Annotated in this window: 14 protein-coding genes and 3 tRNA genes; 13 read left to right on the top strand and 4 right to left on the bottom strand. The window is 64.3% G+C overall.

The features are described from left to right. Nucleotides 1–10 precede the first annotated feature (10 nt). From DMP07_RS05690 to DMP07_RS05665, 6 genes are all read left to right on the top strand, one after another. A complete protein-coding gene (locus DMP07_RS05690) occupies nt 11–1,189 on the top strand; it encodes a lysylphosphatidylglycerol synthase transmembrane domain-containing protein (RefSeq protein WP_244594884.1) in 1,179 nt (392 codons plus the stop codon). Between the two features lie 196 nt (nt 1,190–1,385). Next, complete coding sequence (ruvC, locus tag DMP07_RS05685) at nt 1,386–1,880, top strand: crossover junction endodeoxyribonuclease RuvC (RefSeq protein ID WP_123198177.1); 495 nt, start codon at nt 1,386–1,388, stop codon at nt 1,878–1,880. 13 nt (nt 1,881–1,893) lie between these two features. Beyond that, nucleotides 1,894–2,487, top strand: coding sequence for a Holliday junction branch migration protein RuvA (gene ruvA / locus DMP07_RS05680; RefSeq protein WP_123198176.1), 594 nt, complete (start codon nt 1,894–1,896; stop codon nt 2,485–2,487). 137 nt (nt 2,488–2,624) lie between these two features. Then, on the top strand, nt 2,625–3,680 hold the full coding sequence (ruvB, locus tag DMP07_RS05675; RefSeq protein ID WP_123198175.1) for a Holliday junction branch migration DNA helicase RuvB: 1,056 nt from the start codon (nt 2,625–2,627) through the stop codon (nt 3,678–3,680). Continuing rightward, a complete protein-coding gene (locus DMP07_RS05670) occupies nt 3,680–4,102 on the top strand; it encodes a hypothetical protein (protein ID WP_123198174.1) in 423 nt (140 codons plus the stop codon). The genes ruvB and DMP07_RS05670 overlap by 1 nt, the downstream gene beginning before the upstream one ends. Before the next feature lie 222 nt (nt 4,103–4,324). Further along, complete coding sequence (locus DMP07_RS05665) at nt 4,325–4,528, top strand: cold-shock protein (protein ID WP_009138431.1); 204 nt, start codon at nt 4,325–4,327, stop codon at nt 4,526–4,528. A gap of 157 nt (nt 4,529–4,685) precedes the next feature. Here the strand turns inward: DMP07_RS05665 and DMP07_RS05660 are convergent, their stop codons facing one another. Next, nucleotides 4,686–5,420 carry an HAD family hydrolase gene (locus tag DMP07_RS05660; RefSeq protein WP_161957038.1) on the bottom strand — a complete coding sequence of 245 codons (735 nt, stop codon included), beginning with the start codon at nt 5,418–5,420 and terminating at the stop codon, nt 4,686–4,688. A gap of 247 nt (nt 5,421–5,667) precedes the next feature. Between DMP07_RS05660 and DMP07_RS05655 the strand changes: the two genes are divergently transcribed. From DMP07_RS05655 to DMP07_RS05625, 7 genes are all read left to right on the top strand, one after another. Next, on the top strand, nt 5,668–6,402 hold the full coding sequence (locus tag DMP07_RS05655) for an epoxyqueuosine reductase QueH (RefSeq protein WP_123198173.1): 735 nt from the start codon (nt 5,668–5,670) through the stop codon (nt 6,400–6,402). Nucleotides 6,403–6,544: 142 nt separating this feature from the next. After that, nucleotides 6,545–7,630 carry a tRNA preQ1(34) S-adenosylmethionine ribosyltransferase-isomerase QueA gene (queA, locus tag DMP07_RS05650; protein WP_123198172.1) on the top strand — a complete coding sequence of 362 codons (1,086 nt, stop codon included), beginning with the start codon at nt 6,545–6,547 and terminating at the stop codon, nt 7,628–7,630. 198 nt (nt 7,631–7,828) lie between these two features. Next, entirely contained in the window at nt 7,829–8,977 is a 1,149-nt protein-coding gene (tgt, locus tag DMP07_RS05645; RefSeq protein ID WP_123198171.1) for a tRNA guanosine(34) transglycosylase Tgt, read from the top strand. A 98-nt stretch (nt 8,978–9,075) separates the two neighbouring features. Next, nucleotides 9,076–9,149: transfer RNA gene (locus DMP07_RS05640), tRNA-Gln, on the top strand. Nucleotides 9,150–9,171: 22 nt separating this feature from the next. Then, nucleotides 9,172–9,248: transfer RNA gene (locus DMP07_RS05635), tRNA-Glu, on the top strand. A 320-nt stretch (nt 9,249–9,568) separates the two neighbouring features. After that, the gene (gene secD, locus DMP07_RS05630; protein ID WP_123198170.1) at nt 9,569–12,121 is read left to right on the top strand and encodes a protein translocase subunit SecD; all 2,553 of its coding nucleotides are present in this window, start codon (nt 9,569–9,571) and stop codon (nt 12,119–12,121) included. A gap of 2 nt (nt 12,122–12,123) precedes the next feature. Next, nucleotides 12,124–12,453 (top strand): DUF1292 domain-containing protein, encoded by a 330-nt coding sequence (locus tag DMP07_RS05625; protein WP_123198169.1) that lies wholly within the window; start codon nt 12,124–12,126, stop codon nt 12,451–12,453. Between the two features lie 329 nt (nt 12,454–12,782). On the opposite strand, the gene DMP07_RS08725 is transcribed toward DMP07_RS05625, so the two are convergent. The 3 genes from DMP07_RS08725 to selA form a co-directional block, all read right to left on the bottom strand. After that, a tRNA-Sec gene (locus DMP07_RS08725) sits at nt 12,783–12,879 on the bottom strand. A gap of 122 nt (nt 12,880–13,001) precedes the next feature. Beyond that, on the bottom strand, nt 13,002–14,954 hold the full coding sequence (gene selB, locus DMP07_RS05620) for a selenocysteine-specific translation elongation factor (RefSeq protein ID WP_244594883.1): 1,953 nt from the start codon (nt 14,952–14,954) through the stop codon (nt 13,002–13,004). Then, nucleotides 14,951–16,405: an L-seryl-tRNA(Sec) selenium transferase gene (gene selA, locus DMP07_RS05615; protein WP_123198168.1), complete on the bottom strand. Its 1,455-nt coding sequence runs from the start codon at nt 16,403–16,405 to the stop codon at nt 14,951–14,953. The genes selB and selA overlap by 4 nt, the downstream gene beginning before the upstream one ends. Nucleotides 16,406–16,446 lie beyond the last annotated feature (41 nt).

The raw sequence follows: 16,446 nt of genomic DNA, 5'->3' as shown, positions 1-16,446 counted from the left end.
CTGGTTCGCCTTGAAGCCGAGCATCCAAAAACTTCTCGTCGGGTTCGTCATCGTCATCGTTTTGGCGTTTATTCTCTTGAGGGGCGATCAGCTGGTCGAGCTGATCGAGACCATGAAGCGCGGCGCCGTGATTCCGCTCGTGGCCGCCATTTTGACGCAGCTCGGCAAATACTACGCGCAAAGCTGGTCGTATCATTTCACGTTTGCCGCAGTAGATGAAAAGATGGGGCCGAAAGAGACGTTGCCCCTGGTATTCGGCACGTTCTTCATGAACACGATCGCGCCGTCGCTGAATATGGCGGGTGCCACGTTGGTGGTCGACGACGCCAGGCGCCGCGGCATTCCCGGCGGCAAGGCCATGTCGGCGGCCCTGCTCATGCAGATGACGATCGAGTCGGGCTTCATGACCATCATGATCGTGGGCTTCGTCATCCTGCAGGTCACGGGCAATCTGAGCCCCGCGTGGTTTCTGACGGGTCTCGTGGTGGTGGTCATGGTGGGCTTCATGGGCGGCATCATGTTCATCGGCCGCAAAAGCCCCCAGATGCTGATCGGCCTCTTGCGTCCGATCGAGCGTCTGGTGAATAGGATTCTGTCCAAGTTCAACAGGAAGCCGCTCGCTCCGTGGGCGGTTCACGCCGTCTCTTCGTTCGGCGATGCCGCGGGCACGATCGCCGGCAATCCGAAAACGGCGGCGAAGGCCTTCGGATGCTCGATCGCCGCCAGCACGTGCGAGCTTGCGGCGTTCTGTCTGGTGGGCCTTGCGTTCAATATCACCAATCCCGAAGCGCTGATCTGCGGATACGTGATCGCCACGCTGCTCGCCATGATTTCTCCCGTCCCGCAGGGCGTCGGCTTCGTCGAGGCGGGCGTCATGGTGCTGTTCAGCGCCTACGACATCAATTCGGCGGCGGGCATGGCGGCGGTGCTCGTGTATCGCGGCCTGGTGTTCTGGATGCCGTTCTTGATCGGCGCGGTGTTGATCCAGCGTACGAAGACCTTCAAAGGCGACGGGTCGTCGAAGGACAAGAAGGGCGAGCGCCCCGATATGCTGCCCGATGAGGAAGGCGAGAAGGCCGGTGCCCGGGTCGAAGGCCCTGCGGCGCAGGCCGACGCGCCGGCCGAGCCCGATGATCCTGCGTCTGCGATTGCCGAATGCGTCGCGGATGCCTCCGATGAGCGACGATGAGATGGAAGCCGCCCTGCTTTGCGCAGGGTGGCTTCTTGCATGGCGGCGACTTTCATGGGGGCGCATGCCTTGTGTGCCTCGATCGAATGCGCGAATTGTCATGCAGCGACGGGCGTTTCCGGTGTAATATCGAACAGACGTTTGATAGTTTTCAAGCGCGTCTCGCGGCGCGCTTTCGGTAGGCGGAGGGGCGGGCATGGCGCGTACGGCTTCACGGACCATTCTGGGCATCGATCCAGGCTTGGCCAATACGGGTTGGGGCGTGATCGAGCAGGTCGGTTCGCGCCTGACGTGTCGCGCGTACGGTTGCGTTTCCACGCCCGCGCGCATGGACCTTTCCTGCCGCCTTGCCAAGATACACGAGCAGATCGACGCGGTCGCGCGGCGCTTCGAGCCGTCGTGCGTCGGCATCGAGACCGTTTGGTTCGGGCAGAACGTCACGGCAGCGTTCGATACGGGCCAGGCGCGCGGGGCGGCGCTGGTGGCATGCGCGTGCAACGGGCTTGCCGTGGGAGAGTTCACGCCGCGCCAGATCAAGCTGGCCGTGGTGGGCGAAGGCACGGCTGACAAAGCCCAGGTGCAGTACATGGTGCGCCAGATTCTGGGTCTTGAAGACCTGCCCCGTCCCGATCACGCGGCCGACGCTTTGGCAGCGGCCATCTGCTATGTGACGCACGGAGACGCGCGTTAGAAAGGATCCGATCATGATCGCGTTTCTGAAAGGCCGCGTGGCGGGCCATACGCCCGAGGCGGCGTTCATCGAAGTCAGCGGCATGGGCTTTTCGGTCGGCATGCCCGCGCGCGATTTGGCGCGCCTGCCCGAGCGCGGGAGAGAGGTCATGGTGTATACCCACCTCGCCGTGCGCGAAGACGCCATGGCGCTCTACGGGTTTCTTTCGCAGGAGGCGCATGCGCTGTTTTTGCGCCTGATCGGCGTGTCGGGCGTCGGCCCCAAGGTGGCCTTGGCGGCGCTTTCCACGTTCAAGCCCGAAGAGCTGGTGTCGGCCATCCAGGCGCAAGACGTCAAGGCCGTGTCCAGCATTCCCGGCGTGGGCAAGAAAACGGCGCAGCGCCTCATTCTTGAATTGAAGGGCTCGCTTGCCGAAATGCAGGGCGATACGCTGTTCGACGAGCAGCTCGCGCAGGCGTCCCAGCGATTGCAGGGCGCGCGCGACGCGCTGCTGGCCATGGGCTTTTCGGCGGCCGAGGCCGACCTGGCCTTGAAGGGCGTGCCCGATTCCGCCGATACGGAAGGCGCCCTTTTGCAGTATGCTCTCAAGCGTTTGGGCTCTGCGTAGGAGCGTCTCCGCGGCGAAGCGGGCATCGGTTTCGCGATATGCGCAAGGCGCGTCGCCGCGTCGAGGAAGCGCAGGCGCCATCGCGCGCCGACAGGGCAAGGCCGCGCGGGCGGCAGAGGTAAGGCGTGAAGGAATTTATGGGCAACGATATCGAAATAGAAGGCATGGTGTTCGATGCGGGCGCAAGCTCGCGTGCGTCGGGCGAACGCATGGTGGCCACCGAGCTGATCGAGGACGACCTGGCGCTCGACCGCTCCCTGCGCCCGAAGCGCCTGGAAGATTATCTGGGTCAGACGCGCGTGAAAGACAGCCTGTCCATTCTGATCGAGGCCGCGCGCCAGCGTTGCGAGTGTATGGACCATGTGCTGTTCAGCGGCCCTCCGGGCCTGGGCAAAACAACGCTGGCGGCCGTGGTGGCCAACGAGCTGGGCGCGAATATCCGCACCACGAGCGGCCCTGCCATCGCGCGTCCGGGCGATCTTGCGGCGATCCTGACCAATCTCGAAGACGGCGACGTGCTGTTCATCGACGAAATCCACCGTCTGAACCGCCAGGTCGAAGAGGTCTTGTATCCTGCCCTGGAAGATTACGTGCTCGACATCGTGGTGGGCAAAGGCCCTGCGGCGCGCAGCATCAGGCTCGACCTGCCTAAATTCACGCTGGTCGGCGCCACCACGCGCACCGGGCTTTTGACGGGTCCTTTGCGCGACCGCTTCGGCATCGTGTTCAGGCTCGACTACTACACGCCCGAAGAGCTTTCTTCGATCGTGAAACGATCGGCGGGCATCTTGGACGTGCATGTGGACGAAGAAGGCGCGCTTGAAATCGCGCGCCGCAGCCGCGGAACGCCGCGTCTGGCCAACCGCTTGCTCAAGCGCGTGCGCGACTGGGCCCAGGTGCGCGGCACGGGCGATATCGACGAAGATACCGCCGCCCGCGCGCTGAGCTTTTTCGAGGTCGATTCTTTGGGGCTCGACGCCCTGGATAACAAGATTCTCGAGCTTTTGTGCGTGTCGTTCGGCGGAAGGCCGGTGGGCCTGTCTACGCTCGCGTCGGCCTTGGCGGAAGATCCCGACACGGTGGAAGACGTGTACGAGCCTTATCTGATCCAGCAAGGCCTGATCATGCGTACGCCAAAAGGCCGCCAGGCAACCGATCGTGCATTCGACCATGTGGGGGTGAAACGCAGCTGATGTTGCAGCAAGATTATCTGATGCGTCTGATCATGCAGTTCGTCGACGGCATCAAGCGCAGTATGGACCGAGAGAAGCGCAACCCGAAAGAAGCGGCCGACTCGCTCGAGGACGCCCTTTCCCGCGCGCTCGATATGGATGCCGAGGTGCTTTTGGGGCTTGCGCCCGAAAGCTTCGCTTCGGTGGCGCAGATTTCGATCGCCGACCCGCGCATCGCGGCCTACGTGGTCTACACCATGGCGCTCGAGGCCCATTATCTGCGCGAGGCCGGCTGTCACGACACGGCACGGCTTCGCTATGACCAGGCATGCGCCTTCGCGGCCGCCTGCGGCGTTTCAGCGCCCGGCCCCGACGATATTCCCTGCGAAGAAGACTTCGATGAATTGCTCGCAGAAGACGGTTTCGGCGAGGGTGAATACTAGGATTTCGCTTTACGTTTTCCCCGGTTCTGTATTTCTTGCGGCGATACGGGAAAAACCCTGCGGCTTGTCCTTGCTCGGTATTTCCCGCCCCAAAAGGTGATAGGCTGTGAACCGTCGTCCTGGACGACGTCTGTATGGTCCCATCATAGGGTGGGATGGGTTAACCCGGTCGAATGCCGGGGCGTTAACTTCTCTTTTCGAGAGAAGGGAAAGAGGCCGAAAATGGCTGAAGGAACTGTCAAGTGGTTCAATGCCGAGAAAGGTTACGGATTCATCTCCCAGGAGGACGGTGAAGATCTGTTCGTGCATTTCTCGGAGATCAAGATGGACGGCTATAAGACCCTCGACGAGGGCGCGCGCGTGTCCTTCGAGGTCACCGAGGGTCAGAACGGCAAGAAGCAGGCAAGCAACGTCGTCAAGCTGTAACGCCTGACGCGACAGAGCCGCACGAATCGAAGCCGATCGCCTCGCATGGGGCGTGTTGATCGCAAAAAGGAGGCATTGCCTCCTTTTTGCATTTCAGGGGGCCGCTTTTGCGTCCCTTCGGCGTCTCGTGGATGACGAAGGGACGTGCGGTCGGTTGCTACGCGCGGTTTGGAAGCTCTTCGCAGAAACGGGCGAATTCCTCGAGCGTGCCGTGTTTGTGCTCGGCGACGTCGAGCCCGCCTTCGCCTTCGATCAGGTGGTCGGTGACGAAATAGATATCCGCGCCGGCCTCGAACGCCGCGCCGTCTTCGAGCGTGTTGTTGCCTACCATGAGCACGTCGGCCGCCTCAACGCCGGCGCGGCGCATGGCTTCTTCGTAATAAGACACGTGCGGCTTGGCCGACGTGGCGCTGGCGTAGTCGGTCACGAACATGAAGTCGTTCGGGTCGAGCCCCGCCCAGCCGATCCTTGCGTGGACGGCCTTCAGGGGAAACATGGGCATAGTGGTCACGGCCAAGTCGTATCCCTTCGCCTTCAGTGCAGCGATTGCCCGCGCCGCCGCAGGGTCGGGCTGGGCCAGCTCGGCCACCTTGTTAAAGGGGCCTTCGTAATAGGCGTCGAATAGGGTCTCGGTTTTTTCCGCATCAAGGCCCGTGACTGTCTCGAAGGTGCTCCAGAACAGGTCGTGGTTGGTCTGCGATCCGTCGTTGGACGCCATGGCTTTGACGCCTGCAAGCAGGGCGCCCATCACGGCGCGTGCATCGAGTCCCTGGTCGTGGGCGAATTCTCCGAGTGAAACCGTGTAGGCCTCCATGAAGGCGTGGGTGTCGATCGGAAGCAGCGTGCCGTCGAGGTCGAAGAAGACGGCGGAGTAGGGGCGCGTGGTGTGCATGCGTATCGTCCTTTTCTGAAGGATGCGGACTCGGTAAAACAGCATGGTAGTATAGTGCAGTTTTATGGACGTTCGGTATGCGTCGGGGCCGGTGATCGCTTCCCGGCTTCGATTTGACAGAGCATGCCGAAAGGGTCTCGGCCGCCTTGTCTTCGAGCTCGGCGGGCCGCCTGCGGCGTAAGCCGCCGTTCTTGCGCGCCGCTTCGCCTTCGGTCTGTCGAAGGCCGCCGAGAGAGGAGAAACGCACGTGAAGCTGCTGTTGCATGCATGCTGCGGGCCGTGCTCGCTCGAGCCGTTGCGCCTGCTGCTCGAGGCGGGCCACGACATCACGATCGCCTATATGAATTCCAACATCCATCCTGCGGCGGAATACGACCGCCGTCTTCAGACGATGCTCGAATTCGCCGAAAGCCAGGGCATCGCCGTGGTGGAGGGGCCGTACGAACCCCAGGCGTGGGCGAATGCCGCGGGCGTGTACGGAACCGACCCCGATGCGCGCCCCGACCGCTGCCGTGCCTGCTATCGCCTGCGCCTCGAAGAGGCCGCCCGCTATGCCGCCGAGCACGGCTTCGAAGGGCTTGCCACCACGCTTTCCGTGAGCCCTTACCAATATATCGACGAAATCGGCGAAGAGCTCGCCGTCGCGTGCGCGCCGTACGCGCTCGAGCCTGTGTTCCAGGATTTCCGCGAACAGTATCCCGAGGCCACCAGAAGGAGCAAGGCGTTGGGAATGTATCGCCAGAACTACTGCGGATGCGCGTTTTCCAAGGTGGAGGCGGCTGAAGAGCGCGAGCAGCGCAAGGCCGAACGCGCGGCCGCTAAGGCCGCTAAGGAGGCCGCCGAGGCGCCGCGCCGCGCTGCGGAAGAGGCCGAGCGCGCCCGAAACAGGGCCGAGAAGCAGGCCTATAACGAGAAACGCCAGCGCCAGCGCGCGCTGTTGAAGAAGATGAAGGAGGAAGCCAAGAGGCAGGCGGCCGAATAGCCGCCCGTCGAACCGCCGCTCGCCCGCGATGGCCGCAGGGCGAACGGGTTCGCCGCCCGGCAACGGGGGAGCGGGCCAGGCGTCCCGTTCGAATGGGACGCGTGCGGGTATCGACGCCGCCGACGAATGGCGAAAGCAAACCATGAGAACCGACGATTTCGATTACGAACTTCCCGAACGCTGCATCGCCCAGGAGCCCGCGCCCGTGCGCGACGCCTGCAAGATGCTCGCGATGGACCGCGCGACGGGAGCCATCGAGGATCGCATTTTCCGCGACATCTACGACTACCTGCAGCCGGGCGACGTGCTGGTCGCCAACGACACGCGCGTGCTTCCCGCCCGTCTCCTGGGCGCCAAGCGCGGCACGGGCGGCGCGGCCGAGGTGTTCTTGCTGCGCGAGCGCTTCGACGTGGAGCCCAAGACCGATTCCTCCGCGATCTGGGAAGTGCTCGTGCGTCCCGGCAAGCGCCTGAAGCCCGGTAGCGGCGCGGTGGTCGATTTCACTGACGCCGAAGGCAATGTGGCGCTGTCGGCCGAGGTCATCGGCTGGGGCGCCGACGAGGGCAGGGGAGAGCGCCTGGTGCGTCTGACCACGCCGCTCGATTCGCTCGATGCTGCCTTGCATGCGGTGGGCCACACGCCGCTTCCGCCCTACATCAAGGGCTATGCGGGCGACGAGGAGATGTATCAGACCGTGTTCTCGCGCGAGGAGAAAAGCGCTGCGGCTCCCACGGCAGGCCTGCATTTCACGCCCGAGCTGATCGAGCGCCTGCGCGAGAAGGGCGTCGAATGGCGTACCGTCGAGCTGGAGGTGGGCCTGGACACCTTCCGCGTGGTCGATGAGGACGACCCCGAGAAGCACACCATCCATACCGAGTTCTACACCGTGAGCCAGGACGTGATCGACGCGTGCGACGCCGCCCATGCGCGCGGCAACCGCGTGATCGCCGTGGGCACCACGAGCGTGCGTTCGCTTGAGAGCGCCTACGACCGCGAACTGGGCCGCATGCGCGCCCGCGACCGCGAGGCCACGAGCCTCTACATCCTTCCCGGCTACGAGTTCGGCGTGGTGGATGCGCTGATTACGAACTTCCATGTGCCGCGCTCCACGCTCATGATGCTCGTGAGCGCGTTTTCCACGCGCGAGAACATCATGGCGGCCTATAAGCATGCGATCGAAAACGACTACCGCATGTTGAGCTTCGGCGACGCGATGCTCATTCATTAGATTCCGCCGCTCTGAGGGCTTTCTCGGCGAGGCCGGACCGTCTGTCTTCGCTTCCGTCGCGGACGGTTCCGGAAGCAAGCGTTGCGTCTTGTTTGCTTCTTCCGATGCGGCGCGCTTCGCGACTCGCCTTGCGCGGTTCTCGATGCGGCGCTCGCTATCTGTTTTCAGTGCATTCGTTCCATGAAAGGAAGTTTTCCCATGGCACTTTTCGACGTGACGGTCGATGCGCGCGACGGCAATGCGCGTGCGATCAGCTTCGACACCGCGCACGGCACGGTGCATACGCCCATGTTCATGCCGGTCGGCACGCACGCCACGGTGAAGGGCGTGACCGTCGACCAGCTGCATGACATGAAAAGCCAGGTCGTGCTGGCCAACACCTATCATCTGTACATGCGTCCCGGCGTCGATATCATCGAGCGCGCGGGCGGCGTGCAGAAGTTCATGAACTACGACGGCCCCATGCTGACCGACTCGGGCGGATTCCAGCTGTTCAGCCTGGACCACATGATGAAGACCGACCCCGACGGCGTGAGCTTCCATGCGCGCGATTACGACGGCAGCAAGCATCGCTGGACGCCCGAGAGCAATATGGACATCCAGCAGCGCATCGGCGCCGACATCGTCATGCAGCTCGACCAGTGCATCGGGTATCCGGCTGAAAAAGAGGCCGTGGCCGCGTCCACGAAGCTTTCGTGGGAATGGGCCGAGCGTTGCTGCGCCGCGCACACGCGCGAGGACCAGGCCCTGTTCGCCATCGTGCAGGGCGGCATGCATCGCGACCTGCGCCTCGAAAGCGCCCGTCGCCTGATGGAAATCGACGCGGCGAGCCGTGCGGCTGGTCACAAGGGCTTCCAGGGCTTCGGCATCGGCGGCTATTCGGTGGGCGAGCCCCACGACGTGATGTTCGAGACGCTCGGCGCGGTGTGCGAGGCGCTGCCGCAGGATAAGCCGCGCTACCTGATGGGCGTGGGCAATCCCACGACGCTTGTGCGCGCGGTGCGCGAAGGCGTGGACATGTTCGACTGCGTGCTGCCCACCCGCACGGGACGCATGGGCACGGCGTTTTCGCACCAGGGCCGCATGAATCTGCGCAACGCGAAATATAAAGAGGACTTCACGCCGCTCGACCCGCAGTGCAGCTGCCCGGTGTGCACGCAATACACGCGCGCATACCTGCGCCATCTGGTGATGCAGAAAGAGATGCTCGGCGGCATCCTGCTGTCCATGCACAATCTGCATTTCCTGATCGACCTCATGGCCAAAGCGCGCGAGGCGGTGCTCGCCGGCGAGTACGAGGCGTTCTATCAGGATTGGATGAACTCGCCCGCGGCCGACGACTACTAGGTCGATCCGGCTTCGTCGAAATTTTTTTCAAAAAAGATGTTGACGAAACAGGGGGAGGTCGGTATTATTCTGTCCTGCGCTTGAAATGCGATACGCACTGGGGTGTCGTCTAATGGCAGGACAGCGGTTTCTGGTGCCGTATGTGAGGGTTCGACTCCTTCCACCCCAGCCATTTCGTTCAGCGCAAAGCATATGGCCTGGTCGTCTAGCGGTTTAGGACATCGCCCTCTCAAGGCGAAGATCGGGGGTTCGAATCCCCTCCAGGCTACCACGAATCTTCAGAAGCCCTCGTTCGAGGGCTTCTTTTTTGCGTTCTGCAGGCACGGCGAGGGCTATAGGGCGGTAGTTGCGTGGGTTCGCCTCGTCCGTCCGGAGGTATCGGGAATTCGCGTTGCCTGCTCGGGGAACCCGAAAACCGAGCGCAAACCGGCATGTCCTGCTTGCCTTGCGGCGCGGTAGCCCTTGGCTAACATTCGGCCTCGTGCGAAACGATGGAATCCATCGGGTCTTTTGTGGCACAATAGCGAGGTTATACGTACATTGCGGCGATGCATGGGGCACCGTCGCGCAAGGCGACAGTAGAGGGAGATTATGAAGCCTTCCAACCCGGGCTCTTCGAGCTCATCGAAGAAGCGGAGGAAAACATCGCAGCATGTGAATCGACGCAACGTGTGGCTGCTTATCGTCACCACGTTGCTCGTCGTGGGCTCGGTGTTCATGTTCACGCCCCCGCAAGAGAAGATCAACCAGGGTCTCGACATCCAGGGCGGTTTGTCGGTGGTCCTTACCGCGAAGGGCGAAGATGGCGCCGCCGTGTCCGCCGAGGACATGGAGAAATCGCGCGCCATCATCGAAAGCCGCGTGAACTCGCTCGGCGCGTCCGAGGCTACCGTCGCTTTGCAGAGCACCGATCAGGTGCTGGTGCAGATTCCCGGCCTGTCCGACACCGAAGAGGCGCTTGCTACCATCGGCAAGACCGGCAAGCTCGAGTTCGCCCGCCTCGATTCGTTCACCGACGAAGCGGTGCGCACCAAGATCGAGACCGGCCAGTACATGGAACAGGAAAGCGTCACCGACGCCATGGGCAACAGGTTCCCCACCAGCGAGCAGAAGCTGACGCTGCATGTCGATGAGGGCACCTACACGCCGATCGTCACGGGCGACGACATCGAGCGCGTCACGGTGGGCCAGGCCAGCGAGGCCTCGACCGACTACGCGGTCAATCTGAAGCTCGACTCCGAGGGCGCATCCGCCTTCGCCCAGGCCACTAAGGAGCTCGCTCCCACCAAGGGCCAGATCGTGATCATTCTCGACGGCGTGGTGCAGTCCGCTCCCGCCGTGCAGGGCGAAATTCCCAACGGCGACGTCTCGATCACGGGCGGCTACACGCTCGACGAGGCCAAGAGCATGCAGACCGTGCTCGAGTCCGGCTCGCTGCCGGTGAGCTTCGAGTTCGCGCAGAGCCAGACGGTCGGTCCTACCCTCGGTCAGGACGCGTTGGCTTCCGGCGTGCTCGTCGCGGGCATCGGCCTTGCTCTCGTCATGCTGTATCTGCTGCTGTTCTACCATGGCCTCGGCTTCATCACGGCTGCTGCCATGGCTGTGTTCGCTGCGCTGTACCTGGGCATTCTGGCCACGCTTTCGCACTTCGGGCTGTTCAGCCTGTCGCTTGCGGGCATCGCCGGCATCGTGCTCACCATCGGCATGGCGGCCGACTCGTCCATTTTGACCCTCGAGCGTTTCCGCGAGGAAATCCGCATGGGCCGCAGCGTCCGCGCCGCGTCGAAGACGGGCGTGCGCCACGGCATCATGACGTCGATCGACGCCGACCTGGTCACCCTGGTCTCCGCGCTGACGCTGTTCCTTCTGGCCAGCGCGTCGGTCAAGGGCTTCGGCCTGACGCTGGCGCTGGGCATCCTGTGCGACATCGCCATGATGCTGCTGTTCAAGGCTCCGCTGATCCGCCTGCTCGCCCCGCGCGCCATTGCGAAGCACCCTGGCTTCTGGGGCGTGTCCGACTCGCAGAACGCCGCGCCGTATTTCGACGGCGAAAAGCAGCTCGCCGAGGGCGAGAAGCTGCGCGGCCGCTTCATCAAGCGCGACTTCGACATCCTGGGCCTGCGCAAGTACTTCCTCACCGCGGCATGCATCGTGGTGGCGGCCATCGCCATCATCGTGGGTGTGCGCGGCATCAACTTCGGCATCGAGTTCATCGGCGGCACGTCCATCGCGTTCCACGATACGGGCGACGTGTCGATCGAACAGGTTCGCGATGCCTTCGGTGAGGCGGGCGAGCCCGACGCCGTGGTTCAGACCACCGTCACCGACGGCGAGGAAGGCTTCCTCGTGCGCACGACCTCCACGTCGGCCGAAGACGCCACGGCCGTGGCCAACGACGTCGCCGACACCTTCGGCTGGTCCACGAGCGGCTTCGAGGTGACCACGATCGGTCCCGACTGGGGCGCTTCGGTCATCCAGAGCTCCATCCTCGCGTTCGTGGTGTCGCTGGTGCTGATCATCGGCTACATCTCGATCCGTTTCCGCGATTACAAGATGGGCGTCACCGCCGTCGTCGCGCTGCTGCACGACTTGGTGATCGTCTTCGGCGTGTACGCGATTCTGGGCCACGAGGTGACCCCGAACACCATCGCCGCGCTGCTGACCATCTTGGGCTATTCGCTCTACGACACGGTGGTCGTGTTCCACCGCATCAACGAGAACATGAAGTCCGATTCGGTGAAGTGCACGTTCATGAGCATGGCGAACCATTCGGTCAACGAGGTGCTCATCCGTTCGCTCAACACCTCGATCACGTCGCTTATCCCCGTCGTGGCCATGTTGCTATTCGGCGGCGAGACGCTGAAGGACTTCGCGCTCGCGATGACCATCGGTCTGGTGACCGGCTGCTATTCTTCTATCGCTATCGCCACGCCGCTTTACGCGATCTGGAAGACGCGCGAAGATAGGTTCGCCAAGCTGCAGAAGAAGTACGGCACGGGCGTGCAGCGCTTCTTCTTGAACAAGCTGCCCATGGCCGCCAAGGCCGAGGCTGCGGCTTCCGAGCATGGCCAGGCCGTCGTCGCCGAGGGTGCGACGCAGGCCGCCGAAACCGGCGAAACCAACCATAAGAAGAAGGGAAAGTAGCCATGGCTGAAATCCGCGAGGGAAGCGCTCCGAATTTCGCACCCCCCGTCCAGGAGGGCGTCGTCTTCGAATTCCAGGACGAGAAGGGCGAAATCGAGCAGCTCGAGTTCTTGGGCCTGATTCTGCACAACGACCACCGTTACGGATTCTTTTTCCCCGTCGACGAGAACGCTCCCGCGGGCTCGTCGGGCGAGGTGCTGATCCTCGAGGTCACCGAGCTTGACGAAGAGGGCCAGCCGTCCGCGTTCGAGCTTCTGATGGACGAGGCCATCGCCCAGGAAGTCTACGACGCGTTCGTCGAAGCCACGAAGGATATCTACCGTTTCGTGTAGGCCTTCGCCTCATATTGATTGCATCGGCTTCGCGCCGCATGACGAAGACCCTGCTCTGGCGGGGTCTTCGTGCATTTCGGGCGGGCTTCGGGATGGAGGGCCCTCGGGATCGAGCCGGGTTACGGGCGCCGCGCCGCAACGACGAAACCGTCCGGGGGAGGGGCGCGGCGGCCCCGGGGGTCCGCGCCAGAGAATGAAAAGGGTCGGGCCGGCGGTCGAGGGCATACGTGTCCGCCAAGCCTCCGTCGAGCTCCGCCAAGCCTTATGCCCAGGACCTTCGTGCATAAGAAAACGCCCGCGTGCGGACACGCGGGCGTTCTGGCGTTCTATGGCGGAGATGCGTGCGAATCGAACACACCCGAGACGCTCTGCACGCCTCACAACGGCTTTGAAGGCCGCGGGACCCACCAGGACCCATTCATCTCCGTATGGTTGCTGCCGAGCAGCGAATTCAACAGTATAGCAGCGCTTGGGGCCCGCCATGGAAAATGCGCATAGCGCGGGCGTTTCGAACGGCTGGCGGCGGGCTTTCGGCCGTGCCCGCCGACTTAACGCAGACGGCGAACGTCTCCGTCGCGCACGGTGACGCCTCGGTCGTCCATGTATTCCAGCAGCGGCATGGCGTATTTGCGCGTGAGGCCCATGGCATCTTTCAGCTCGGATGCGGTGGCGCCGCCCGCCGATTCGAGCAGCGAACGCGCCGCGGCTTCAAGCTCGTCGTAGACCGAACGCGCGAAGCACAGCGACGAATCGATGCGCACCGCATCGCCGCCGCGTTCGAGCGCGCCGAGCGCCTTCTTGCACAGGGACGCGTTCTCGTCGAGGCCTGCGAGCAGGTCGTCGATCGGCGGAGGCGTGCGCCCCGCCTTCTCAAGGGCCGCAAGCACCGCGCGTTCGGCCTGCTCCTGCGCAGCCTTGGCGCCGCCCGCCGCGCTCGGGTGGCTGACCGCGCCCTCTGCAAGCACGATGCGTCCCGTGCGCGCCGCCTCTTTCAGCAGCGCATCGAAGCAATCGGGCTCCATGTGCGGGAAACGGCGCGCGGCGAGCATCGCCTTGGGCATGCCCGTCTGCAGCGGGTTTTCGGCGTGGAAGCGCAGCAGCTCGTTTTCGATCGCGGATACGTCGCGCGCCAGCACGGCGCGCGTGGCAAGGCATGCGCCGGGCGTTTCGCTCAGCGAGAGCATCTTGTTCGCGTTCTCCATGCCCAGCAGCCCCTCGCGCACGAGCGACGCCTCGACGCCTGCGTCGGCGGCGATCCGCTCGATCGAGGCGGGGTGGCGCTGCATGGCGAGCGCCGTTTCGCAGACGCCTTGCACGTTGTCGTTTCGCAGCGCGTCGAGCAGCGCGGTTTCGTCCTGCGACAAGGTGGTGCGGCGCCGCGGCCTGCTTGCCAGCACGCTTCCGCCGCCGATCACGCGGACGGGCGAATAGGAGCGCGCCACGAAGCGGTCGCCGCTTGCCGCGGGCAGCGGGGCGTCGAGGCGTATCTGCGCGTAGCAGCTTTGGCCGGCGCCCAGTTCGGCGCGGCCGTTCATCAGCAGCACGCGCCCCGTGACCTCGCGCGTGCCGTGCGCGATATGCACGCGCGTTCCCGTGGCGAACGGCTTGTCGGCGCCGCCTTGCGCCCCCACGTACGAGAACTGCGCGTCGAAGCGGTCGGTGAGCACGACGGCGCCGGGGCTTGCCAGGAAATCGCCCGCATGCAAATCGGAGGCTTTCACGGCGTTCAGGTTGATCGCCACGCGGTTGCCCGCGCCCGCCTCGTCGACGTTTTCGCCGTGCATCTGGATGGAACGCACGCGCGATTTCACGCCGTGCGGCAGAATTTCCAACTCGTCGTCGACGCGCACCGTGCCGCTCCACAGCGTTCCCGTGACCACGGTGCCCGACCCCTTGATCGTGAAAACGCGATCGATCGGCATGCGCGCCGCATCGGTCTCGCGCGAACGCACCGGATGCTGCGCGGCGCCCGCGATCGCGTCGAGCAGCTCGGGCAGTCCGCGGCCGTCGCGGCTCGAGACGCCCACGATGGGCGCGCCGCCGTAGGGCGTCGCCTTCAGGGCGCGCGCCACTTCGTCTTTCATGAACTCGACCCATTCGTCGTCGACCAGGTCGATCTTCGTGAGGGCCACGACGCAGGAAGGCACGCCCAGAAGCTCGAGCACGGCGAGGTGTTCGACGGTCTGCGGCATGATGCCGTCGTCGGCGGCGATGCACAGAAGCGCGACGTCGATGCCGGTGGCGCCCGCGATCATCTGGCGCACGAAGCGCTCGTGGCCGGGAACGTCTACCACGCCCATGCTGCGTCCGTCGGGAAGCTCGAGCCTGGCGAATCCGAGCTGGATCGTGATGCCGCGTTTCTTCTCTTCGGCAAGCCTGTCGGGGTCGGTGCCGGTCAGCGCCTGGATGAGGCTCGATTTGCCGTGGTCGATATGGCCTGCCGTGCCCAGCATCAGGCGCGGCGCGGATGTCGCGCGGGAAGGTTCGTTTCGTTTCGTCATGCGTTCGGCCTTTCGAAGTATTCCGTGAGCGCGCGCACGATTTCGGCCTCTTCGCCTTCGTCGAGGATCGTGCGGGCGTCCAGAAGCAGGGCGTCTTTCTTGATGCGTCCTATGACGGGCACGTCGCGTTCGCAGATCAGGCGGCGTTCGCATTCCAGCACGTCGCCGCGCAGAAACGTCACGCGCACGACGCAGGTGGGAATGTCGCACATGGGCAGCGCGCCGCCTCCTGCGCGCGATATCTCGTCGGCCACTTCGATCGCGGCGTCGCGCGGGTCCAGCGCCTCGCGCAGGCTCGCGGCCAAACGCTCGGCGCGCGGACGCAGGTCGTCGACGGTTTCCGAGAGCATGCGAAGGGTGGGCACTTCGCGGCGGGCGCGCTCCTCGTCCAGATACAGGCGAAGCGTGGCTTCGAGCGCCGCGATCGTCATCTTGTCAAGGCGCAGTACGCGGGCGAGGGGGTTGGCCTTCAGGCGGTCGATGTGGCGCTTCGACCCCACGATGATGCCCGCCTGGGGCCCGCCCAAAAGCTTGTCGCCCGAAAACGACACCAGGTCGGCGCCCTGTTTGAGCGATTCGGCCACTGTGGGTTCGCCGTAGCCGCCGAAGAAGGGCAGCGTGGCAAAGGCGCCCGACCCCTGATCCTCGTAGACCAGCAGCTCGTCGTGCACGTCGCGCGTCGCGCGGTCGGCCAGCGTTTCGTCGGCGATGTCGCGCAGTTCGTCGATCGCGACGTTTTCGGTGAAGCCGATCAGGCGGTAGTTCGACGGATGCACCTTCAGCAGCATGGCCGTGTCGTCGTCGATCGCGCGCGCGTAATCGCGCGCGTGCGTCTTGTTGGTGGTTCCGATCTCTACCATGGCGGCGCCCGAGGCGGCCATGATGTCGGGAACGCGGAACGACCCGCCGATTTCGACCAGTTCGCCGCGCGAGACCACGGCGCGGTGCCCCGCGGCGAATTCGGAAAGCACCATCATCACGGCCGCGGCGTTGTTGTTCACCGCGATGGCCGCTTCGGCGCCGGTGAGCGCGCAGATCAGCTTCTCGCAGTGCGCGTGCCTGCTGCCGCGCGCCATGGCGGCGGTGTCGTATTCGAGGGTCGAATAGCGCCCGGCGGCGTCGGCCGCGGCTTCCACGGCGCTGCGCGCCATGACGCTTCGTCCCAGGTTGGTGTGGATGACCACGCCCGACGCGTTGATCACGCGCCTGAGCGAAGGACGCTGCGATGCGGTCGCGCGCAGTAGCGCGTCGGTCGCGATGTCGTCGCGGTCGATGCGCGCGCATGCGCCCTCGAGCACGGCCTTGCGCACGCCGTCCACGGCATCGCGCGCCGCCTGCACGAGCGAGCGGCGCGCGATGCGGCCCTCGAGCGCTTTGAGCCTGGGGTCGTTGAGCAGCTCTTCTATAGAAGGAAGCGAGCGAAGAAGCTCGCGGTTCGATCGGTCCGGCATGGCCCTGCCTTTCTTGCCTCAGCCGAAATCACGGCCGTTTC

Source organism: Slackia faecicanis (genome assembly GCF_003725295.1).
In the GTDB taxonomy this organism is placed as follows: Bacteria; Actinomycetota; Coriobacteriia; order Coriobacteriales; family Eggerthellaceae; genus Slackia; species Slackia faecicanis.
The sequence above is the reverse complement of the archived record's forward strand: the minus strand, read 5'-3'. Positions and strand labels throughout refer to the sequence as shown.